The organism is Microbacterium sp. CIAB417, assembly GCF_022788845.1.
This window is the reverse complement of record NZ_JAHZUT010000003.1, coordinates 922,595-944,906: the sequence shown is the minus strand read 5'-3', so window position 1 is coordinate 944,906 and position 22,312 is coordinate 922,595. Positions and strand designations below refer to the sequence as shown.

Here is a 22,312-nt window from a genome sequence, read left to right as displayed (position 1 = left end):
CCGAAAGAGGAATCATCATGGCATTGACTCCGGATGACGTCGTCACCAAGCAGTTCCAGCACGTCCGGTTCAAGGAGGGCTTCGACCCGGACGAGGTCGACGACTTCCTCGACGAGATCGTCGTCGAATGGCGCAAGACCATTGCCGAGAACGACGAGCTGAAGGCGAAGGTCGCGGCGCTCGAGTCGGGCGCATCCTCGGCTCCCGCTGCCGCCGAGCCCGTCGCCGAGGAGCCCGTCGCCGAGACGCCCGCTCCGGCTCCGGTCCCCGCTGCGGCTCCGGCTCCCGCCGAGGGCGCCGCAGCCACCGCCGGCATCATCGAGCTGGCGCAGCGCCTGCACGACGAGCACGTCGCGGAGGGCAAGGCCCAGCGCGACCAGCTCATCGCCGACGCTCAGGCCCAGGCCGCGACGATCGTCGCCGAGGCCGAGGCCAAGGGTCGCGACGAGATCGCTCGCCAGGAGAAGGAGCGCAAGGCGCTCGAGGCCCGCATCACCGAGCTCCGCCAGTTCGAGCGCGATTACCGCGCCGAGCTGCGCAGCTTCATCGAGGGCAAGCTCCGCGACCTCGAGACCTCGCCCAGCGGCTCGTCCAACACGCCGGTCTCGGCCATCGGTCTCTGAGTAAGGCCTTGTCGGACCGACGACCCCTGCGTCAGGCGGCGGCCGGCATCATCATCGCGTCTCTCGCGGTGCTGGTGCTGGCCGCCGACCAGTTTGCGAAGCTCCTTGCGATCGCCGAGCTGCCTCCCGAGCAGCCCGTGCCGATCATCGGGGACTTTCTGATCTTCTACCTCGTGAGGAATCCGGGGGCGGCGTTCTCGCTCGGCGAGGGCGTGACCTGGATCTTCACCATCGCGATGGCGGCCGTGGCCGTGGCCATCGTGGTCATCGCTCGCCGCATCCGTTCGCGGCTCTGGGCGGTCGTGCTGGGGCTGCTGCTCGGCGGCGTCCTGGGTAACCTCACCGACCGGTTGTTCCGTGAGCCTGGTTTCGCGGTCGGCCACGTGATTGACTACATCTCCACGCCCTGGATGATGCCCGCGATCTACAACGTCGCGGACATCTTCATCGTGACGATGATGATCTCCGTCGCGCTGCTCGTGCTCGTCGGCCTTCGCTTCGACGGCACGCGCGAGCGTCGTTCGAGCGCCTCCGCACCGACAGACGATGCGGCCGCGGCCGGCGACGCCACTCCCGCGGGCACCGGCGAGTTGCGCGATCCGCTCTTCCCCACGGCAGACCCCGACGCGGGCGCTCCGCCGGCGGTCGACGACGGTCGCCGCGAGAGCTGATGGAGTCGCGCAGTCTGCCCGTCCCCGACGGGCTCGACGGCGTCCGTGTCGACGCCGCCCTCGCCAAGATGCTCGGTTTCTCGCGGACGTTCGCCGCGGAGATCGCCGACGCCGACGGCGTGGAACTCGACGGCCGGGTCGTCGGGCGCTCGGACCGCCTGCGTGCCGGCGGCTGGCTTTCGGTGAGCTGGGAGCCCAAGCGCGAGCCCGAGGTCGTTCCAGTGGAGGTGCCGGATCTCGGCATCGTCCACGACGACGACGACATCGTGGTGGTCGACAAGCCTTCCGGTGTGGCGGCGCATCCCTCGCTCGGGTGGGACGGCCCCACCGTGCTCGGCGCCCTCGCCGCCGGCGGCTATCGGATCGCGACCACCGGTGCCGCCGAGCGACAGGGGGTCGTTCATCGGCTGGATGTGGGCACCAGCGGGCTGATGGTCGTCGCGAAGACCGAGAGCGCCTACACCGCGCTCAAGCGCGCGTTCAAGGAGCGCGAGGTCGAGAAGATCTATCACACCGTCGTGCAGGGGCATCCCGACCCCCTCGCCGGCACGATCGATGCGCCGATTGGGCGGCATCCGTCGCACTCGTGGAAGTTCGCGGTGCGCCCCGAGGGCAAGGATTCGGTGACGCACTACGAGACGCTGGAGGCGTTCCCCGGCGCGTCCTTGCTCGAGGTGCACCTCGAGACGGGCCGCACCCACCAGATCCGGGTGCACATGGCCGCGCACCGGCATCCGTGCGTCGGCGACCCGCTCTACGGTGCCGACCCGACGATGTCCGCCCGCCTGGGCCTCACGCGACAGTGGCTCCACGCTCGAGAGCTCTCGTTCACGCATCCGCTGACCGGCGAATGGGTCACCTTCACGTCCGAGTACGCGCCGGACCTCGCCGCTGCCCTCGCGATCCTCCGTCGCGACTGATCCGCGCTTTCCCCGCCTTCTTGCCCGCGAGACTGCATCCCGTTCACGAGATCACGGTATTTACCCGTGATCTCGTGCGGGAAATGCAGTCTCGCGGGGAGGGAGCGGGGGAGAGAGCGAGGGAGAGGAGATCAGGGTTCGCCGAGGCGGTCGGCCAGCGCGCGGGTCTCGACGCGGGACGTCAGCAGCGCGCCGACCAGCGCACGGTACGCGGCCTCGAGTGCGGTGGCGTCGCCGTGCGCGGAGGCCAACGTGAGCCCGCCTCGGAGGTTCGTCGCGGCCGCGCCCAAGCCCGCGGCCGTGATGTCGGCAGCGACCGCCAGATCCGACATCAGGTGACGGTTGCCCACATCCGCCACCTCCCGAAGCTCCCGCGCCAGCGCGAGGGACAGGTCGCCGAGAGCTGCGGATGCGGCGCAGGCGTCCGTCGCGGCGGCGAACACCGCCGGTGAGCGGTCCGGAGAATCGGGCAGCGCAAGCGCGGCGCCCAGCATCTCCGAGGCTTCGGCATCCGCCGCGGCCGCCGCCATGAGCCGATCGCCCAACAGGTCGAGGGCGAGCGCGCGTTCGCGCGCGCGGGGTTCGTCGGGCGTGTAGGCGCACACCATCGTCCCCAGTGCCGCGCCGACCGCCGCCACGACCCCGCCCGCGGCGCCGCCGCCGGGATTGCCGGTCGGGCGGCGCAGGCCCTCGAGGAAGGCGCCGAGCGTGCGCCCGGTCAATGCGGCGGTCGCCATCAACGGCCGCCGGCGAAGCGTGTCGGACCGTCCTCGAGAGCAGCGGCGACGCGCGCGCGCATCTCGTCATCCAGACGCGACAGGTCGTCGAGCGGATACCAGCCCACTTCGGTCATCTCGCCGTCGGCGGGGTAGGGCTCACCCTCGAGCCACGCGCACCGGAAGGTGAGGTCGAGGTAGTCGGTCTGGTCGCCGTTCGCGTAGACCACGCGCGGGATCTGGTGCACCCAGGCCAGGCGGTCCACGCGGATGCGGACTCCCGCCTCCTCTTCGGCCTCCCGGCGCGCGGCGTCGGCGGGCTCCTCGTGCGGGTCGACGATGCCCGTGATGGGGGTGAGCGCGCCGTTGTCGCTGCGCCGTCCCAGCAGGATGCGTCCCTCGTGCACGATCACCGCCGTGACGCCGGTGAGGGTGAGCGGATGCGTGCCGACCATGCGGCGTAGTTCGAGGATGAACTCGGGGGTGGCCATGCCGCAACGCTAGTCGACGGGGCCGATCGGGCGTCCGATGTCGGAGGGCCGCGTACGCTGGATAGGTGGCAGACTCCTTCGTTCACCTCCATGTGCACAGCGAGTACTCGATGCTCGACGGCGCCGCCAAGATCGGCGCGATGACGCAGGCGGCGTCCGAGTACGGGATGCCGGCGATCGCCGTCACCGACCACGGAAACACATTCGCGGCGTTCGAGTTCTACCGTGCCGCGCAGGGCGCCGGCGTGAAGCCGATCATCGGTCTCGAGGCCTACGTGACCCCGGGAACGCACCGCAGCGACAAGTCGCGTGTCGCCTGGGGATCGCCCGACCAGAAGAGCGACGACGTCTCCGGCTCGGGTGCGTACACCCACATGACGATGTGGAGCCAGACCACCGAGGGCATGCACAACCTCTTTCGGCTGAGCTCGCTGTCGAGCATGGAGGGGTACTACTTCAAGCCGCGCATGGACCGCGAGCTCCTGCAGACCTACGGCAAGGGGCTCATCGCGACGACGGGCTGCCCGTCGGGCGAGGTGCAGACGCGCCTGCGGCTGGGGCAGTACGACGCGGCGCGGGCGGCGGCGGCGGAGTTCCAGGACATCTTCGGCAAGGAGAACTACTTCGCCGAGATCATGGACCACGGGCTCTCGATCGAGCGGCGGGTCATGAGCGACCTCATCCGATTGGCGAAGGATCTCGACATCCCGCTCGTCGCGACGAACGACTCGCACTACACCCACCAGCACGAGGCGGATGCGCACGAGGCGCTGCTCTGCGTGCAGTCGGGGTCCACGCTGGACGACCCCAACCGCTTCAAGTTCGACGGCGACGGCTACTACATCAAGACCGCGCAGGAGATGCGTCAGCTCTTCCGCGACCACCCGGAGGCGTGCGACAACACGCTGCTGATCGCGGAGCGCTGCGAGGTGGAGTTCAACACCTCGGCCAACTACATGCCGCGCTTCCCCGTGCCCGACGGCGAGACCGAGGACAGCTGGCTGGTCAAAGAGGTCGAGAAGGGGCTGCACTACCGCTACCCGCAGGGAATCCCCGACAAGGTGCGCAAGCAGGCCGAGTACGAGACCGGCATCATCTTGCAGATGGGGTTCCCCGGCTACTTCCTCGTGGTCGCCGACTTCATCAACTGGGCGAAGGACAACGGCATCCGCGTCGGACCCGGCCGCGGCTCCGGTGCCGGATCCATGGTCGCGTACGCGATGAAGATCACCGACCTCGACCCCCTCGAGCACGGCCTCATCTTCGAGCGCTTCCTGAACCCCGACCGCGTCTCCATGCCCGACTTCGACGTCGACTTCGACGACCGTCGCCGCGGTGAGGTGATCGACTATGTCACCGAGAAGTACGGCTCGGAGCGCGTCGCCCAGATCGTGACGTACGGCACGATCAAGTCCAAGCAGGCGCTGAAGGATGCGGGTCGCGTGCTCGGCTTCCCGTTCTCCATGGGGGAGAAGCTCACCAAGGCCATGCCGCCCGCGGTCATGGGCAAGGACATGGAGCTCGGCGGCATGTTCAACAAGGAACACCCGCGATACAAGGAAGCCAGCGAGTTCCGCGCGCTCATCGACAGTGACCCCGAGGCCAAGACCGTCTTCGACCGCGCGCTGGGCCTGGAGGGCCTGAAGCGCCAGTGGGGCGTGCACGCGGCCGGCGTCATCATGTCGTCGGAGCCGTTGCTGGACATCATCCCGATCATGCGTCGCGAGCAGGACGGCCAGATCGTCACGCAGTTCGACTACCCGTCGTGCGAGACGCTCGGGCTGATCAAGATGGACTTCCTGGGGCTGCGAAACCTCACGATCATCTCCGACGCGCTCGACAACATCCGCAGCAACCGCGGCGAGGAGCTCGACCTCGAGCATCTCGCGCTGGATGACCGACCCGCCTACGATCTGCTGACTCGCGGTGACACGCTCGGGGTGTTCCAGCTCGACGGCGGCCCCATGCGCTCGCTCCTGCGGCTCATGAAGCCCGACAACTTCGAAGACATCTCGGCCGTCATCGCGCTGTACCGCCCGGGCCCCATGGGGGCGAACTCCCACACGAACTATGCCCTCCGCAAGAACGGGCTGCAGCCGATCACCCCGATCCATCCCGAGCTCGAGGAACCGCTGCGAGACATCCTCGACACGACCTACGGCCTGATCATCTATCAGGAGCAGGTCATGGCGATCGCGCAGAAGGTGGCCGGTTTCTCGCTCGGTCAAGCAGACATCCTGCGCCGCGCGATGGGAAAGAAGAAGAAGTCCGAGCTCGACAAGCAGTACGAGGGCTTCTCCGGCGGGATGAAGGAGCGCGGGTTCGGCGACGGCGCGATCAAGGCGCTGTGGGACATCCTGCTGCCTTTCTCCGACTACGCCTTCAACAAGGCGCACTCGGCGGCTTACGGGCTGGTGTCGTACTGGACCGCCTACCTAAAGGCGCACTACCCCGCCGAGTACATGGCAGCGCTGCTGACCAGCGTCGGCGACTCCAAAGACAAGATGGCGATCTACCTGAACGAGTGCCGTCGCATGGGGATCAGGGTGCTGCCGCCGGATGTGGGGGAGTCGATCAACTTCTTCGCGGCCGTCGGCGACGACATCCGCTTCGGCCTCGGAGCGGTGCGCAACGTCGGATCGAACGTCGTGGACGGCATCGTCACCTCCCGCGAGAAGGAAGGGTTCGCCTCCTTCCACGACTTTCTCGCGAAGGTTCCGATGCACGTCGCGAACAAGCGCACCGTCGAGTCGCTCATCAAGGCGGGTGCATTCGATTCCATGGGCCACACGCGGCGCGCGCTGCTGGAGATCCACGAGGATGCGACCGAGCAGGCGGTCCTCGACAAGCGCCGCGAGGCCAACGGCGAGGTCGGGTTCGACTTCGACAGCCTGTGGGGCGACGACGAGCCGCAGCAGGTCTCGAAGGTTCCGGATCGTCCGGAGTGGACGAAGAAGGACAAGCTGGCCTTCGAGCGGGAGATGCTGGGGCTCTACGTATCCGACCATCCGCTCGCCGGTCTCGAGATCCCTCTCGCCAAGCACGCCTCGACCTCGATCCATGACCTGGTCTCCTCGGAGAGCGTGCAGGACGGTGATCAGGTCACGGTGGCGGGCCTGGTTACCAGCGTGCAGCACCGTGTGGCGAAGCAGAGCGGAAATCCGTACGGCATGATCACCGTCGAGGACTTCAACGGCGAGGTCACCGTGATGTTCATGGGTCGCACCTACACGGAGTTCCAGTCGGTGCTGCAGGCGGATTCGATCCTGGTCGTGCGCGGACGCGTGTCGCGCCGCGACGACGGTCTGAATTTGCACGCACAGAGCTGCTTCAGCCCGGATCTGGGAGCTGTGGATGCCACGTCCGCTCTCGTCCTCGTGGTTCCGGAGCAGAAGGCCACCCAGTCGGTCGTGGAGGAGTTGGCCGCCGTCCTGCACCGCCACCCGGGTGAGACCGAGGTGACTCTGAAACTGCACCGGGCGGGCACCGCGAAGGTGTTCGAGGTGCCGCATCCGGTCACGATCAGCGCGGACCTGTTCGGCGACCTCAAGGGTCTGCTCGGTCCGAGCTGCCTGGGATGACCACCCTGTGGAAGCTATGACTGCTCATAGCCGCCGCCGTTAGGATCGACTCGCTCTTTCCCCTGCCCGCGCCGAGAGGATGCGACATGACCGATGAGAACCCCGTCGTGACCGGTGACGACGAGTTCGTCGACGCCGTAGAGGACGACCAGTTCGACGCGTTCGAAGACGACGACGAGCAGGCGGCGCCCCCGCAGTACGGCGTGTGGCCGTTCTCGATCCGCGAGGTCGTGCTCCTCGGGATCTGGGCCCTCGCGTTCATCGTCTCCTTCTTCTCCCTCAGCTACTACGCCCCCGTCTCGGTGTGGACGATGGGCATCGCGTGGGTGCTGACGATCGGCGTGCCCACGGTGGCCGTGTTCCTGATCGTGCTGCGCCGGCTCTCGCCCCAGGGCATCCGGCGGGTGGGCTCGCTCGGCATCGACCAGTTCGCCTCCGTCGCCTTCGCCGTCTCAGCGGTGGTGTGGGTGCAGATGGTCTGGGAGTCCTTCGCGCTTCCTGGCCTCGGCAGCTGGGTGCACTGGGTCGAGCTCGTGCTCATGGCCGCCGGTGTCGTCTTCACGGCGATGGCCCCCTTCATCCCGGGCCTCAAGGACGACTTCGAGTACCGCGCGGAGACCGTCGCCCACCGCGTCGCGCGGGGTGCCCGCCCCGTCGCGCAGCGCCCGGCGCCGGCGCCCGTCGCCCACGCCGCTGCGCCCGCCGCGACGTACCCCGTGGCACACTCCGAGGCGGGGTGGACGCAGTCCGCACAGACAGCCGAGCCCGCTCACGATGAGGCCGCCGCGCTGTTCGCCACCACCGGCGACGTGTACGCCGATCCCCACGCGCAGACCGCCGACTACGATCAGGGCTTCACCACGGCGGCAGAACCCGCCACCGAGCAGCTCCCGGTCTCCCAGGCGTTCTGGGCCCTCGTGCCCGAGGAGCGCGAGGTGCTCGACGAGATGGGCGTGCCGATCTTCCGGGTGGACTCCACGGCGTGGGCCCTGGTCATAGAGGATCGCGGAGAGGTCTTCGTGGTGCGCCACGAGGACGGTCGCATCGGCTATCTCCACGATGTGTCCGGAGTCACGCGCGGCTGAGGAGCGCACGGAACCGGATGCTCGAGACGGTAGCCTGAAGGGATGCTTCAGACGATCGACCTGCGCGGTCGCACGCTCTCCGCGAGCGAGCTCCTGGCCGCTGTCCCGCGTGCGGAGATGGCGCGCGAAGCGGCTCTGACGGCAGCGGCGCAGATCGTCCATGATGTCGCCGCGCGCGGCGAGCAGGCGCTGCGCGAGCAGGCGGAGCGTTTCGACGGCGTCACCAACCACTCGCTGCGCGTACCGGCGTCGCACCTCGACGAGGCTCTCGCAGCGCTCGCCCCCGAGGTACGCGCAGCGCTCGACGAGGCGATCATCCGCGTACGGGCAGCCTCCAAGGCGCAGGTCCCGCCGCCCACGACGACCGAGCTCGCCCCCGGCGCGCGGGTCGTTCAGCGCTGGCAGCCGGTTCGACGCGTCGGTGTGTACGTGCCCGGCGGCAAGGCCGTCTATCCCTCGAGCGTCGTCATGAACGTCGTGCCCGCACAGGTCGCAGGCGTGTCGGTCGTGGCGCTCGCGTCACCGCCGCAGCGCGAGTTCGGCGGTCGCATCCACCCCGTGATCCTCGCGGCGGCCAGGCTGCTGGGGGTCGACGAGGTCTACGCGATGGGCGGGGCCGGTGCGATCGGCGCCCTCGCCTACGGCGTGCCCTCCCTCGACCTCGACCCGGTCGACGTGGTCACGGGGCCCGGCAACAACTTCGTCGCCGCGGCCAAGCGTGCCGTGGCGGGACTCGTCGGGACGGATGCGGAGGCCGGAGCGACAGAGATCCTCATCGTCGCCGACGACTCCGCCCAGCCCGCGCTCGTTGCGGCGGATCTCATCAGCCAGGCCGAGCATGACGAGCAGGCCTCCGCGGTGCTGGTCACCCCGTCCGTCGAACTCGCCGAGCGGGTCAGCGCCGAGCTCACCATCCGCCAGCCGCGTACCCGCCACGCGGAGCGCGTCGCGGCCGCGCTGTCGGGGCCGCAGTCGGCGATCGTGCTCGTCGATGACGTGGACCAGGCGATCGCCTTCAGCAACGCGTACGCGCCCGAGCACCTCGAGATCCACCTGGCCGAGCCCCGTGTCGACGATTTCGTCAACGCGGGTGCCGTCTTCGTCGGCGATCACGCGCCCGTCAGCCTCGGCGACTACCTGGCCGGCAGCAACCACGTGCTGCCCACCGGCGGTCAGGCGCGGTACGCGTCGGGACTGTCGGCATCGACGTTCCTGCGCCCGCAGCAGGTCATCGAGTACGACCGTGCCGCCCTCGCCGACGTGCGGGACGCGATCGTCACGCTCGCCCGCGCCGAAGCCCTCCCGGCACACGGTGAGGCCGTCGAGGCCCGTTTCGAGGACTAATCTGGCCTGGTCATGCATTGCCCGTTCTGCCGCCATCCCGATTCCCGCGTCATCGACTCCCGCACCACCGATGACGGACTCAGCATCCGCCGACGTCGTCAGTGCCCCGAGTGCGGCGGACGTTTCTCGACCGTCGAGACGGCGAGCCTGAACGTCATCAAACGCTCCGGCGTCATCGAACCCTTCAGTCGCGACAAGGTCGTCTCCGGCGTGCGCAAGGCATGCCAGGGGCGTCCGGTCACCGACGGCGATCTGGCGCTGCTCGCGCAGCGCGTGGAGGAGATCCTGCGACGCACCGGTAGCTCGCAGATCGACACGAACGAGATCGGGCTGGCGATCCTCGATCCCTTGCGCGAACTCGACGAGGTCGCCTACCTCCGGTTCGCGAGCGTCTATCAGGCGTTCGAGTCGCTGGAGGACTTCGAGTCGTCGATCGCGCAGCTGCGCGCCGATCACGAGCTGCGCGCGGCCGCCGCGTCGGAGGCCACGACCGACTGACGGCGCACGAGGCCGCGCGCGGCAGCGATAGCCTGGCTGTCGATGTATGACCTTCTCTTTCGCCGCGTCCTGTCCCGCATGGATCCCGAGACGGCGCACCACGCAGCCATGCTCGTCATCCGGGCGCTGGGGGTCCGCCCGCTCACGCCGCTCGCTCGCGCGCTGACGCGCCCCGCGCCGCAGATGAGGGTTCGCGCCCTCGGGCTGGAGTTCGACTCGCCCTTCGGCGTCGCCGCGGGATTCGACAAGAACGCGGTCGCCGCCGCCGGTCTGTACGCGCTCGGCTTCGGCCACGTCGAGGTGGGCACAGTGACGGCCGTGCCGCAGGAGGGGAACCCTCGCCCGCGTCTGTTCCGTTTGATCCCCGACCGCGCAGTCATCAATCGCATGGGCTTCAACAACGCCGGTGCGGATGCGGCGGCCGCGCGTCTGCGGCGGCTGCGCCGACGGCGCAAACGGCCCGTCCTGGGCGTCAACATCGGCAAGAGTCGTATCGTCGACGTCGCCGACGCCGTGGACGACTACGTCCGCAGCGCGCGCCTGCTCGCGCCACTGGCGGACTACCTGGTCGTCAACGTGTCCTCGCCCAACACGCCGGGGCTCCGGGGACTGCAGGAGATCGATACGCTCCGGCCGTTGCTCGAAGCGGTGCGCGCGGCATCCGGTGCGACGCCCCTCCTCGTCAAGTTCGCTCCCGACCTCTCCGACGACGGCATCCGCGCCGTGGCACGTCTCGCGGTGGAGCTGGGGCTCGACGGGGTCATCGCCACCAACACCACGATCTCCCGCGAGGGCCTGCGCACCGCTCCCGAGATCGTCGAGGCTGCGGGAGCCGGAGGCCTCTCAGGTGCTCCGCTGCGCGAGCGTGCCATCCAGGCGCTGCGGATCGTCCGCGAGGAGGTCCCGTCGGACTTCTGCGTCATCGCGGCCGGCGGCATCGAGACGGCGCAGGATGTTCAGGATCGGTTGGATGCGGGTGCGACGCTCACGCAGGGCTACACCGGATTCCTGTATCGGGGACCGTTCTGGGCGAGGCAGATCAACAGGGGCCTCGCCGCTGCGCCCTCCCGCGTGCGCTGACACGCGAAAGCGGCCGGTCCCGAGGGGCCGGCCGCTGTGTCGATTCGATCAGGCGGGACGCTGTCCGCGCTTCACCTGAGGCTTGGGAAGGCGCATGAAGCGCATCTGGACCGTGCGCATGGCGCCGTAGAAGCCCAGTCCCTTCTCGATGCGATCCTCGCCGAACTTCGCGCGCGCGGCGCGCTTGACGCGGATCGCGGTGATCACCATGTCGAGGACGGCCACGATGATGAAGGCCCACAGGACCAGGTACGCGTAGATCTGGATCGCCGGGATGCCGACGAACATGAGCAGAAGGACCGCCACCATGATCGGCATCACGAGTTCAGCGACGTGCCACGTGGAGTCCACCCAGTCGCGGACGAATCGGCGCTGAGGGCCCTTGTCGCGGGCCTGCAGGTAGCGGTCGTCGCCGTTGGCCATGCCGATACGCGCCTTCTCCTGCCGCTCTCGCAGCTCGGCGCGTGCGCGGGCCTTGGCCTCCTTGGTGTCGGCGACGAGGGGGCGCTTTCGCGCGGCCTCTCGCTCGGCGCGGGTGGGCGTCGCGCGCCCCTTGCCCGTCGTCGGGGTGCTCGGCGCGTCGTGCGCGGCGGAGTCGGCAGAGGTCTTGGCCACGATGGTCCTCAAAAGAACGGGGGAGGGGTGCGCCTTAAGATTACCCGCATGACCTCCGAGAATCCCAGGAACGGGGCCGTTCACGAAGCGGCCGCCGCCGGCATCCCCGTCGCCCTCGCCGATCTGGGTGCGCTCGTGCGCATCCCCTCGATCGCGTGGCCCGCTTTCGACCAGGAGGCGCTCGTGCGCAGCGCCGAGGCGATCGCCGCTCTCGCCGAGGGGATCGGCATCTTCGATTCCGTGGAGATCGCCCGCTCGGCCGTGCCGGGCACGGACGAGGTCGGTCAGCCCGCCATCCTCGCCACGCGCGCTGCGCGCGAGGGTGCGCCGACCGTGCTCCTGTATGCGCATCACGACGTGCAGCCGCCCGGAGACGACGCCCTCTGGGAGACGCCGCCCTTCGAGCCCACGGTGCGCGACGGACGTCTGTACGGTCGCGGCGCGGCGGACGACAAGGCCGGCGTGATGGCGCACATCGCCGCGCTGCGTGCGATCCAGGAGGTGTACGGCGACGACCTGACGCTCGGCATCGCCCTGTTCATCGAGGGAGAGGAGGAGTACGGCTCGCGCTCCTTCGCGCAGTTCCTCTCCGACCATCGCGATCAGTTGCGCTCCGACGTGATCGTCGTCGCCGACTCGGGCAACTGGGATGCGGTCACTCCCGCGCTGACGGTCTCCCTCCGCGGCAACGCCCGCTTCACGCTCACGGTGCGCACGCTCGAGCACGCCTCGCACTCGGGGATGTTCGGCGGCGCCGTGCCCGACGCCACGATGGCCGCCATCAAGCTGCTCGCGACGCTGTGGGACGACGACGGCGCCGTGGCCGTCGAAGGTCTCGCCGAGCGCGACGCTCCGACGCCGGACTACACCGAGCAGACGCTGCGTTCCGAGGCGGGTCTTCCGTCCGGCGTCACCCCGATCGGTCGGGGCACGATCCTGTCGCGCATCTGGAACAAGCCGTCGGTGACGGTGACGGGCATCGACGCGACGAGCGTCGCCGCCGCATCCAACACGTTGGCGCCGGAGATCTCGGTCGTGGTGAGCGCGCGCGTCGCTCCCGGACAGTCGGCGCGCGAGGCGTATGCCGCGATCGAGGCCCACTTGCGCCGGCACGCCCCGTTCGGCGCCGAGCTGACCTTCTCCGACATCGATCTCGGCGACGGCTTCCTCGTCGACACCGAGGGCTGGGCCGTCGAGATGGCTCGGGCGAGCCTCGCGACCGGTTACGGGGTCGACCCGGTCGACGTCGGTGTGGGCGGATCCATCCCGTTCATCGCGGATCTCGTGGAGCAGTTCCCCGGAGCGCAGATCCTGGTGACCGGCGTGGAGGATCCGCATTCCCGTGCGCACAGCCCGAACGAGTCCCTGCACCTCGACACCTTCCGTCACGCGGTGCTGGCCGAGGCGGCGTTGCTGGAGTCATTGAACGAACGGCGCTGAACCGCCCTCACCGCGCCTCGGCGGCGTAGAATCGGCGTGATCCGTCCCTCCGCGGGCGCTCCGCCCCGCATCCGACGTCATCAGACCGTGCCGAGCAGTACACGAGGAGAGTCATGACCGACACCGCCCTGTCGAACGAAGCGACGGCCCGCGCACACGGCGTGGCCCTCACCGACGACGCCGCCGCCAAGGTGAAGAACCTGCTCGAGCAGGAGGGCCGCGACGATCTGCGTCTGCGCGTCGCCGTGCAGCCCGGGGGATGCAGCGGGCTGATCTATCAGCTGTACTTCGACGAGCGCCTGCTCGAGGGCGACCAGACGGTCGACTTCGACGGTGTCGAGGTCGTCGTGGACGACATGAGCGTCCCGTACCTGGACGGCGCGAAGATCGACTTCAAGGACACGATCTCGGAGCAGGGGTTCACCATCGACAACCCCAACGCGGCGGGATCCTGCGCCTGCGGCGACAGCTTCCACTGACCCCGCGACACGCCGAGAGTCGGCGCGTCCAGGCTCGCTTTCCCGCGATCCGGACGCGCCGATTCGTCGTTTCGGGCTGAACGCGTGGCCTGAATCAGGTGTGAGCTTGCTCTAGACTGAAGGAAGCTTTATTCGTGACCTGGAAAGGTGCACCGTGCCTTCGAAACGTCGAATCCGACTAGCCGTTCTTCCGCTGGGGATCGCGACGGCTGCCATCCTCGCCGGATGCAGCCCGACCCAGTTGCACGGCTTCCTTCCCGGGTTCACCGAAGACGGCCAGGCTGCGACGAACCACACCGACATGGTCGCCGGGCTGTGGGTCAACTCCTGGATCGTCCTGCTCGCCGTCGGCGTGATCACGTGGGGTCTGATGCTCTGGGCGATGATCGCCTACCGTCGTCGCCGCGGACAGACCGGTCTGCCGGTCCAGCTGCGTTACAACATGCCGATCGAGATCTTCTACACGATCGTGCCACTGATCCTCGTGGTCGGCTTCTTCGCGTTCACCGCGCGCGACCAGGCGACTCTCGAGACCCAGACCGAGAACCCCGACGTGTCGATCGTCGCGATCGGCAAGCAGTGGGCGTGGGACTTCCAGTACAACGGCGAAGAGGCCTCCGGCGACGACGCCGTCTGGTCCATGGGCATCCAGGCCCAGACCGACGCCGCGGGCAACGTCGACCAGTCGCAGCTGCCGACGCTGTACCTGCCCGTCGACAAGAGCGTCAAGATCAAGCTCGAGTCCCGCGATGTCATCCATTCCTTCTGGATTATCGACTTCCTCTACAAGAAGGACATGTACATCGGCCGTGACAATTACTGGTCGTTCACGCCGACCCGTGAGGGCACGTACGCCGGCAAGTGCGCGGAGCTGTGCGGCGAGTACCACTCGATGATGCTCTTCAACGTCAAGGTCGTCAGTGACGCCGAGTACGAGCAGTATCTCGAGAGCCTGCGCGACAAGGGTCAGACCGGTGACATCCAGGACGCCTACGACCGACTGGGCAACCTGCCGGGCACCGGCGCAACCGCCAAGGGAGACGAGTGATCATGGCGACGACAGTCCCGCTTCAGGAAGCGCCTTCCCGCCCCACGACCCTGCCGCCGCGCCAGGCCGCTCTGCTGAGCTCCTCGCGGATCGAGCAGAAGGGCAACATCATCGTCAAGTGGATCACCTCCACTGACCACAAGACCATCGGGTACATGTACCTGATCGCGTCGTTCCTGTTCTTCCTGCTGGGCGGCGTGATGGCGCTGATTATCCGCGCCGAACTGTTCGAGCCCGGGATGCAGATCATCCCGACGAAAGAGCAGTACAACCAGCTGTTCACGATGCACGGCACGATCATGCTGCTGATGTTCGCGACGCCGCTGTTCGCGGGCTTCGCGAACGCGATCCTGCCGCTGCAGATCGGTGCTCCGGACGTGGCGTTCCCGCGACTGAACGCGTTCGCCTTCTGGCTGTTCCTCTTCGGTTCCACGATCGCCGTCGCCGGATTCCTCACGCCGGCAGGCGCCGCATCCTTCGGCTGGTTCGCGTATCAGCCGCTGGCGAGCGCATCCTTCACCCCGGGCGCCGGAGGAAACCTCTGGATGCTGGGCCTCGGCATCTCGGGCTTCGGAACGATCCTCGGCGCGGTGAACTTCATCACGACGATCGTCACCATGCGAGCCCCCGGTATGACCATGTGGCGCATGCCGATCTTCTCGTGGAACACGCTCGTCACGAGCATCCTGATCCTGCTCGCGTTCCCCGTGCTGGCAGCGGCGATCTTCGCTGCCGCCGCGGACCGCGTGCTCGGCGCCCACATCTATGACCCGCACAACGGCGGCGTGCTGCTGTGGCAGCACCTGTTCTGGTTCTTCGGTCACCCGGAGGTCTACATCATCGCGCTGCCGTTCTTCGGCATCGTGTCGGAGATCTTCCCGGTCTTCAGCCGCAAGCCGATCTTCGGATACAAGACGCTGATCTACGCGACCATCGCCATCGCCGTGCTGTCGGTCGCGGTCTGGGCTCACCACATGTACGTGACGGGCGCAGTGCTGCTGCCGTTCTTCGCCTTCATGACGATGCTCATCGCGGTTCCGACCGGCGTGAAGATCTTCAACTGGATCGGAACGATGTGGCGAGGATCGGTGACGTTCGAGACGCCGATGGTCTTCTCCCTCGGCTTCCTGGTGTCGTTCGTCTTCGGTGGTCTGACCGGCGTCATCCTCGCTTCGCCGCCGCTCGATTTCGCACTGAGCGACTCGTACTTCGTCGTCGCGCACTTCCACTACGTCGTCTTCGGCACCGTCGTGTTCGCGATGTTCGCCGGCTTCTACTTCTGGTGGCCGAAGTGGACCGGCAAGATGCTCAACGAGCGTCTGGGCTACATCCACTTCTGGATCCTGTTCATCGGCTTCCACATGACCTTCCTCATCCAGCACTGGCTGGGTGTCGACGGCATGGTCCGCCGTTACGCGGACTACTCGTCGGCGGACGGCTGGACGTGGCAGAACCAGGTGTCGACGATCGGCTCCATGATCCTGGCCGCATCGGTCATCCCGTTCCTGCTGAACGTCTGGATCACCGCGCGCACGGCGCCCAAGGTCACCGTCAACGACCCCTGGGGCTACGGCGGATCGCTGGAGTGGGCCACGAGCTGCCCGCCCCCGCGCCACAACTTCACGTCCATCCCGCGCATCCGCTCCGAGCGTCCCGCCTTCGATCTGAACCACCCCGAGGCTGCTGTGCCGGTGGGTGTGGGACCCGCGAAGGATGCCCCTGACGCCCCGGTCGTCGATGCGGCCGACGGAGAGGTCAAGTAAGTGCGCACCAACATCAACCTGTGGTGGATCCTGGTCGGGTTCTTCGTCTTCATCGACGTCGTCTACACCGGCTGGAACATCCTCGCCCACCCCGATCTCGCTTGGCACAACGCCATCGAGTGGGTCGGCTCGGTCGCTCTGCTGTTCGGTGCCTTCATGGCGCTCATGATCGGGTTCTACACGCACCGCGTCTACAAGGCCCAGCAGGGTGAGCTCCCCGAGGACACGCTGACGGCCGACATCGACGACGGCGACCCCGAGCTCGGCGAGTTCAGCCCCTGGTCGTGGTGGCCGCTCGTTCTCGCAGCCTCCGCCGCCGTGGCGGCGATCGGTCTCGCGGTCGGCACCTGGATGCTCCCGATCGGTCTCGGCATCTTCGCCGTGGCGATCGTCGGCTGGGTGTACGAGTACTACCGCGGGTACTTCGCGCACTGATCCGTGCCGATCAGGCTCAACGCGGCCGCCGTCTCCGACATCGGCCGATATCGCACGTCCAACCAGGATGCGGCCTTCACCGCGTCCTGGGGGGCCGCCGTCGCCGACGGTGTCGGAGGAGGGCCCTCGGGGGATCTCGCCTCCGCAGCCTTCGTGCACCGGCTCGTGCCTTCGCCCCTCGCGGCGACGGATGCAGAGCAGTTGCTCGTGCAGATCCGAGAAGCGAACTGGGACCTGCGTGCCCACGTGCAGCGTGATCCGTCGCTGCAGGGGATGGCGACGACCTTCACCGGGGTCTTCGTCGCACCCGAGGACCGCCTGTTGCTGGCTCACACCGGCGACTCCCGCGCGTACCTTCTCCGACACGCGCAGCTGCGCCGCGAGACCCGTGACGATTCGTACGTGCAGGCACTCGTCGACAGCGGTCTTCTGACGCCCGAAGCCGCGGCCTCGCACCCCCGACGCAACATCATCACGGCCTCGCTCGGCGGTGGTGAGGAGGACGTCGTTTCCATCGCGGAGCGCGACTCGGTGATCGGTGATCGTTGGCTGCTGTGCAGCGACGGGGTCAGCGACTACCTGGACGACGAGGAGATCGGGTTGACACTGCTCCGCCACCGCGGCGTTGCGGATGCCGCTGCGGCCCTCGTGGCGCTCGCTCTCGACAGCGGCTCACGCGACAATGTCACCGCCGTGGTCTGCGACGTCCTCGATGGCGACGCCGCGGCGGAGCCCGCCACATTCAGCGGCTCGGCGGGTGAGCTCTTCCAGGAGCATCTGGACGTCTCCGCCTGAGCGCCGGTGCCTCAGGGTGCGACGATCGACACGAGCGGGTCGCGGTGGCGCGGGAGAGGCCCGGAGGCGTCCTCAGCGGGATATCCCTCGCGCACCCAGTACTCGTACCCGCCGATCATCTCCTTGACCGCGTAGCCCGCCTCGGCGAAGGCGAGAGCCCCCTTCGCGCCCGCGTTGCATCCGGGACTCCAGCAGTAGACGACGACAGCGGCGCCGTTGGGAACGAGCTCTGCGGCGCGCTCCGCTATTTCGCGGTACGGAAGATGGATGGCGCCGGGAATGTGGCCCTGGTCCCACGCTGCAGCGCTGCGCACATCGACGAGGATGAACTCCTCACCGGCGCGCTGTGCGGCGAAGACGTCGGAAGCGTCGGTCTCGTGGGCGAGCTTGGAAGAGAAGTAGCTGCGTGCATCCTGCATGCTGCGACTCTAGGCATCCTGGGGCCGGCGGGCAGTAGTCAGAACGGCCGTGGACCGGCGGGATCCTGCCTGTCAGGTCAGGAGACCACCGATCGTGACGGGGCTGTCGACGATGTTGCCGACGATTCCGCGGATGACGTTCTCTCCGGTCTCCTGGCGCAGCCCCGCATACCATGCGGCCGTGGTCTCCGGGTCGAAGCCGTGGGTCTCGGCGGCCCGCTTACGCGCCCTGAGCACGAGGTCGCCGGCCCGAGCCGTGCGCGCAGCCTCATACCGCCGTAGGGCGTCCGGGACTCCGAGTGTCGTGGTCGCGAAGACGAGGCCGAGCACGAAGCTGTCCTCGAGGGCCGAGCAGGCGCCCTGGCCGATGTCGGGGGCGGTGTTGTGCGCGGAGTCCCCGAGCAGGACGACGCGACCGCGCGTCCACGTGTGGAAGGGATCGATGTCCCAGATCTCGACGCGATTGAGCGACGTCGCCGGATCGATGGCATCGAGCAGGATCTGTACCCCCTCCGTCCATCCGGCGAACGCCTCACGCAGCGGCGCGACGCCCTCGCTACGGTCGTAGGGGAGCCCCGAGGGCTGCGGGACGTCGAAGAAGAAGTAGAAGCGATCGCCGGCGACGGGCATCACCGACACGCGCTTTCCCTCGCCCACGTACGTCGTCCACTGGTCGGTGGGGGAGATGCGGGCATCGACCGGAACGAGGCCGTTGAAGTTCGTGTATCCCGAGTATCGACGTTCCGTGGGCGCACCCAGCACGTACTCGCGGGTGAGTGAGCGCGCCCCGTCTGCCCCGATGACCAGGTCAGCCTGTGCGGTACTGCCGTCCTCGAACGTGACGGTGACCTCGTCGTCCGCCTCGGAGATACCCGTCATCCGCATCCCGAGGTGGATGCGGTCGCCGCCGACCGTGTCCATGAGCAACGCCTGGAGGTCGGCGCGGGCGACCGGGTAGGCGCGCTGGCCCGTCTGCTGGGTGACGGGGTCGAGACTGAAGCGGCACATCTCGTCTCCGGCGAGCCCGTCGACGTAGGCCATGTAGTCCATACGGCCGCCGAGAGCGGCCACCTCGTCGCCGAGGCCGAGCCAGTTCAGGACCTTGACGCCGTTGGGCCAGAGCGAGAGCGCCGCACCCACGGGGCGGTTCTCGCGGATCTGGTCGTAGACGTGAACGTCGTGGCCGAGCCGGGCGAGCGCGATCGCCGCGCTCGTTCCGCCGATGCCTGCTCCGATGATGATGACTCGCACATTGTCACGCTAGCGAGGCGCTGTCACGGGAATGTTACAGACACCAACATCGATGAGCACAGATGGAGAGAGGGCCCCGATCCGCGGATCGGGGCCCTCTCTCCATCTGACCGCGACTACTTCTTGTCGTCGTCCGCTTCGGGCTTCTCTGCGCCCTCGAGGAACTTCGGCGCGGGGATCTCGACCTCTGCCTTGTCGTGCAGGGCGACGGTCGGGCGGCCCTCGGCGGCGGCGCGCTCGGCGGCGCCCTCGAGTTCTGCCGTCTCCTCGGCGTCGATGTGGTCGAGCTCGTGGTGCTGGTGCGCCAGGGCAGCATCCACCTCGGCCTGCGTGACCGGGGTCAGACGGTCCTCGAAGAACCAGCGGGACAGCGATGCACGCATGTTCTCGTGCCACGGGATGCGGCCCTGCGCGTTGGGGCGTACGACCAGCGGTTCGTTGACCTCGAAGTCCACCAGCTTCCAGCGCTCGTACTCGTCGACGGGCTGGTGAACCTCGATGTACTCACCGCCGGGCAGGCGCACGATGCGGCCGGACTCGTAGCCGTGCAGCGCGATCTCGCGATCCTTCTTCTGCAGCGCGATGCACAGGCGCTTCGTGACGAAGTAGGCGATGATCGGGCCGACGATGAGCAGAGCCTGCAGCGTGTGGATCACGCCCTCCATCGTCAGATGGAAGTGCGTCGCGATGATGTCCGACGAAGCCGCGGCCCAGAGAACCGCGTAGAACGTGACGCCCGCGGCGCCGATGGCCGTGCGGGTCGGCGCGTTGCGCGGACGCTGCGCGATGTGGTGCTCGCGCTTGTCACCCGTGATCCACGCCTCGATGAAGGGGTAGATCAGCACGAGGACGATGAACAGGCCCAGGATGAGCAGCGGCAGGAGGATGTTCCACGACCAGGTGCGGTCGAGGAAGACGAACTCCAGGTGCGGCGGGACGAGGCGCAGCGCGCCGTCGGCGAAGCCGATGTACCAGTCCGGCTGCGTACCGGCCGACACGGGCGAGGGGTCGTACGGGCCGTAGTTCCAGATCGGGTTGATCGTGAACAGCGAGGCGATCAGAACGATCACACCGAAGGTCAGGAAGAAGAAGCCACCCATCTTGGACGCGTACACGGGCACCATCGGGTAGCCCACCACGTTGCTGTTCGTGCGGGCGGGGCCGGCGAACTGGGTGTGCTTGTTGATGATCATGAGCACCAGGTGCAGTGCCAGCAGCGCGATCAGGATCGCCGGCAGCAGCAGAATGTGCAACGTGTAGAGACGGCCGACGATGTCGGTTCCGGGGAACTCGCCGCCGAAGAGGAGGAAGGAGATCCACGTGCCGACGACGGGGATGCCCTTGACCATGCCGTCGATGATGCGCAGACCGTTACCCGAGAGCAGGTCGTCGGGGAGGGAGTAGCCGGTGAAGCCCTCCGCCATCGCGAGGATGAAGAGGATGAAACCGATGACCCAGTTCAGCTCGCGGGGCTTGCGGAACGCGCCGGTGAAGAAGACGCGCAGCATGTGCACGCCGATACCGGCGACGAACACGAGCGCTGCCCAGTGGTGGATCTGACGCACCAGCAGGCCGCCGCGCACATCGAACGAGATGTGCAGCGCGGACTCGAGCGCCGCGGACATCGCAATGCCGCGCATGGGCTCGTACGCGCCGTAGTAGTGCGTCTCGACCATGGAGGCCTGGAAGAAGAACGTCAGGAACGTGCCGGACAGCAGCACGACGACGAAGCTCCACAGCGCGATCTCGCCGAGCATGAACGACCAGTGGTCGGGAAAGATCTTGCGACCGAGCTCTTTGACGAGACCCGAGAGGCTCGTGCGCTCATCCAGATAGTTCGCAGCGGCGCCGACGAAGCGGCCGCCGAGGGGCTTGCTGCGCTCCGAGGAGCGCGCAGGCATCGCGGGTTCCGTCGTGACGTTCTCCGTGGGGTGGGTTGCGGTGCTCAATGGCGCTCCCAGAAGCTCGGACCGACGGGCTCGGTGAAGTCACTGCGGGCGACGAGGTAGCCCTCGTCGTCGACCGCGATGGGCAACTGCGGCAGCGGACGCGCGGCCGGCCCGAAGATGACCTTCGCGCCGTCGGAGACGTCGAACTGCGACTGGTGGCAGGGGCAGAGGAGGTGGTGCGTCTGCTGCTCGTAGAGGGCGACGGGGCATCCGACGTGGGTGCAGACCTTGGAGTACGCGACGATGCCGTCGTACGACCAGTCCTTGCGGTCCTCGGCTTCGATGAGCACGTCCTGCGGCATGCGCATGAGCAGGACGATCGCCTTCGCCTTCTCCTCGAGGTAGCCGTCGTGGTGGCTGAGGGAGGCGAGCTCTTCGGGGATCACGTGGAACGCGGAGCCGAGGGTGACATCCGATGCCTTGATCGGGCGACCGCTGGGGTCGTGCGCGAGGCGCATGCCCTTCTTCCACATCGTGTGGCTGAGCAGGTGCACCGGGTCGCCCGCATAGGGGTTGTCCGGGCTCGACTCCGGAGCGAGGCCCCGGAAGAGGACCACGCCGGGCACGACGGAGGCGACGAGAGCGGCGAACAGCGAGTTGCGGATCATCGCTCGGCGCCCGAATCCGGACTCCTCGTTGGCGACGGTCAGGGCCTCGACAACCGCCTCGCGGGTGGTGTCACGACCGCGCGTCGCGTGACGCGGCTCGATGAACTCCTTGTCGGACATGATCGCCTTCGACCAGTGGATCGCGCCCACGCCGATGGCCAGCAGCGCGAAGGCGATGCCGAGTCCGATGAAGAGGTTGTTGTCGCGGATGGCCGCGATGGAGCCGCTCTCGATGGGGAAGACCATGTAGGCGACGACGGCCCACACGGATGCCGCCACCGACAGGTAGAACAGCGTGTACACGGTGCGGACGGCGCGCTTCATCGCGGCGGGGTCCTTGTCGGTCACGCGCTCGCGGTGGGGCGGCAGACCGGGGTTCTTCACCGGGTCGGACACCGTCACGGCGAGCCCGCTGGAGGGCTTCCAGGAAGCCCTCTCGTGCTCGAGCGCGTCGTCCTCGTGTGCCATGGTGCTCCTCGTACGTTCCGTCAGTTCGTCAAA

21 protein-coding genes are annotated in these 22,312 nt (G+C 68.0%); 14 read left to right on the top strand and 7 right to left on the bottom strand.

Annotated features, from left to right (window positions below):
• The first annotated feature begins 17 nt into the window (after positions 1–17).
• From KYX17_RS16930 to KYX17_RS16920, 3 genes are read left to right on the top strand one after another with little or no spacing between them, the layout of a single operon-like run.
• Complete coding sequence (locus KYX17_RS16930) at positions 18–623, top strand: DivIVA domain-containing protein (protein ID WP_243228082.1); 606 nt, start codon at positions 18–20, stop codon at positions 621–623.
• A gap of 8 nt (positions 624–631) precedes the next feature.
• Positions 632–1,294, top strand: coding sequence for a signal peptidase II (lspA, locus tag KYX17_RS16925; RefSeq protein WP_243228081.1), 663 nt, complete (start codon positions 632–634; stop codon positions 1,292–1,294).
• Entirely contained in the window at positions 1,294–2,214 is a 921-nt protein-coding gene (locus KYX17_RS16920) for an RluA family pseudouridine synthase (RefSeq protein ID WP_243228080.1), read from the top strand. The genes lspA and KYX17_RS16920 overlap by 1 nt, the downstream gene beginning before the upstream one ends.
• 131 nt (positions 2,215–2,345) lie before the next feature.
• Here KYX17_RS16920 and KYX17_RS16915 read toward each other — a convergent pair whose 3' ends face one another.
• Complete coding sequence (locus KYX17_RS16915) at positions 2,346–2,951, bottom strand: cyclodeaminase/cyclohydrolase family protein (protein ID WP_243228079.1); 606 nt, start codon at positions 2,949–2,951, stop codon at positions 2,346–2,348.
• A complete protein-coding gene (locus KYX17_RS16910; RefSeq protein ID WP_243228078.1) occupies positions 2,951–3,421 on the bottom strand; it encodes an NUDIX domain-containing protein in 471 nt (156 codons plus the stop codon). The genes KYX17_RS16915 and KYX17_RS16910 overlap by 1 nt, the downstream gene beginning before the upstream one ends.
• A gap of 110 nt (positions 3,422–3,531) precedes the next feature.
• Here KYX17_RS16910 and dnaE point away from each other — a divergent pair, with 110 nt between their 5' ends.
• The 5 genes from dnaE (at position 3,532) to KYX17_RS16885 (ending at position 11,009) form a co-directional block, all read left to right on the top strand.
• Positions 3,532–7,002: a DNA polymerase III subunit alpha gene (gene dnaE, locus KYX17_RS16905; RefSeq protein ID WP_243228222.1), complete on the top strand. Its 3,471-nt coding sequence runs from the start codon at positions 3,532–3,534 to the stop codon at positions 7,000–7,002.
• Positions 7,003–7,088: 86 nt separating this feature from the next.
• A complete protein-coding gene (locus tag KYX17_RS16900) occupies positions 7,089–8,087 on the top strand; it encodes a hypothetical protein (RefSeq protein WP_243228077.1) in 999 nt (332 codons plus the stop codon).
• A gap of 42 nt (positions 8,088–8,129) precedes the next feature.
• On the top strand, positions 8,130–9,431 hold the full coding sequence (gene hisD, locus KYX17_RS16895) for a histidinol dehydrogenase (RefSeq protein WP_243228076.1): 1,302 nt from the start codon (positions 8,130–8,132) through the stop codon (positions 9,429–9,431).
• 12 nt (positions 9,432–9,443) lie between these two features.
• The gene (nrdR, locus tag KYX17_RS16890; RefSeq protein WP_243228075.1) at positions 9,444–9,929 is read left to right on the top strand and encodes a transcriptional regulator NrdR; all 486 of its coding nucleotides are present in this window, start codon (positions 9,444–9,446) and stop codon (positions 9,927–9,929) included.
• 42 nt (positions 9,930–9,971) lie between these two features.
• Positions 9,972–11,009 (top strand): quinone-dependent dihydroorotate dehydrogenase, encoded by a 1,038-nt coding sequence (locus tag KYX17_RS16885; protein ID WP_243228074.1) that lies wholly within the window; start codon positions 9,972–9,974, stop codon positions 11,007–11,009.
• Positions 11,010–11,057: 48 nt separating this feature from the next.
• Here the strand turns inward: KYX17_RS16885 and KYX17_RS16880 are convergent, their stop codons facing one another.
• Entirely contained in the window at positions 11,058–11,624 is a 567-nt protein-coding gene (locus KYX17_RS16880; RefSeq protein ID WP_243228073.1) for a DUF3043 domain-containing protein, read from the bottom strand.
• A 48-nt stretch (positions 11,625–11,672) separates the two neighbouring features.
• Between KYX17_RS16880 and KYX17_RS16875 the strand changes: the two genes are divergently transcribed.
• The 6 genes from KYX17_RS16875 (at position 11,673) to KYX17_RS16850 (ending at position 17,584) form a co-directional block, all read left to right on the top strand.
• On the top strand, positions 11,673–13,064 hold the full coding sequence (locus KYX17_RS16875) for a dipeptidase (RefSeq protein ID WP_243228072.1): 1,392 nt from the start codon (positions 11,673–11,675) through the stop codon (positions 13,062–13,064).
• 113 nt (positions 13,065–13,177) lie between these two features.
• Complete coding sequence (erpA, locus tag KYX17_RS16870) at positions 13,178–13,543, top strand: iron-sulfur cluster insertion protein ErpA (RefSeq protein WP_243228071.1); 366 nt, start codon at positions 13,178–13,180, stop codon at positions 13,541–13,543.
• Positions 13,544–13,697: 154 nt separating this feature from the next.
• On the top strand, positions 13,698–14,591 hold the full coding sequence (gene coxB, locus KYX17_RS16865; RefSeq protein WP_243228070.1) for a cytochrome c oxidase subunit II: 894 nt from the start codon (positions 13,698–13,700) through the stop codon (positions 14,589–14,591).
• Positions 14,592–14,593: 2 nt separating this feature from the next.
• A complete protein-coding gene (ctaD, locus tag KYX17_RS16860) occupies positions 14,594–16,354 on the top strand; it encodes a cytochrome c oxidase subunit I (RefSeq protein WP_137416752.1) in 1,761 nt (586 codons plus the stop codon).
• Positions 16,355–16,789, top strand: a complete 435-nt coding sequence (locus KYX17_RS16855; RefSeq protein ID WP_137416753.1) for a cytochrome c oxidase subunit 4 — start codon at positions 16,355–16,357, stop codon at positions 16,787–16,789.
• A gap of 3 nt (positions 16,790–16,792) precedes the next feature.
• A complete protein-coding gene (locus KYX17_RS16850) occupies positions 16,793–17,584 on the top strand; it encodes a PP2C family serine/threonine-protein phosphatase (RefSeq protein WP_243228069.1) in 792 nt (263 codons plus the stop codon).
• An 11-nt stretch (positions 17,585–17,595) separates the two neighbouring features.
• Here the strand turns inward: KYX17_RS16850 and KYX17_RS16845 are convergent, their stop codons facing one another.
• The 4 genes from KYX17_RS16845 to KYX17_RS16830 all read right to left on the bottom strand — a co-directional run bounded on the left by KYX17_RS16845 (position 17,596) and on the right by KYX17_RS16830 (position 22,279).
• Entirely contained in the window at positions 17,596–18,003 is a 408-nt protein-coding gene (locus KYX17_RS16845) for a rhodanese-like domain-containing protein (protein ID WP_243228068.1), read from the bottom strand.
• Between the two features lie 72 nt (positions 18,004–18,075).
• Positions 18,076–19,254: an FAD-dependent urate hydroxylase HpxO gene (hpxO, locus tag KYX17_RS16840; protein WP_243228067.1), complete on the bottom strand. Its 1,179-nt coding sequence runs from the start codon at positions 19,252–19,254 to the stop codon at positions 18,076–18,078.
• A 116-nt stretch (positions 19,255–19,370) separates the two neighbouring features.
• Positions 19,371–21,155, bottom strand: a complete 1,785-nt coding sequence (locus KYX17_RS16835; RefSeq protein WP_243228221.1) for a cytochrome bc complex cytochrome b subunit — start codon at positions 21,153–21,155, stop codon at positions 19,371–19,373.
• Positions 21,156–21,199: 44 nt separating this feature from the next.
• Positions 21,200–22,279: a ubiquinol-cytochrome c reductase iron-sulfur subunit gene (locus tag KYX17_RS16830; RefSeq protein ID WP_243228066.1), complete on the bottom strand. Its 1,080-nt coding sequence runs from the start codon at positions 22,277–22,279 to the stop codon at positions 21,200–21,202.
• Positions 22,280–22,312: the final 33 nt, after the last annotated feature.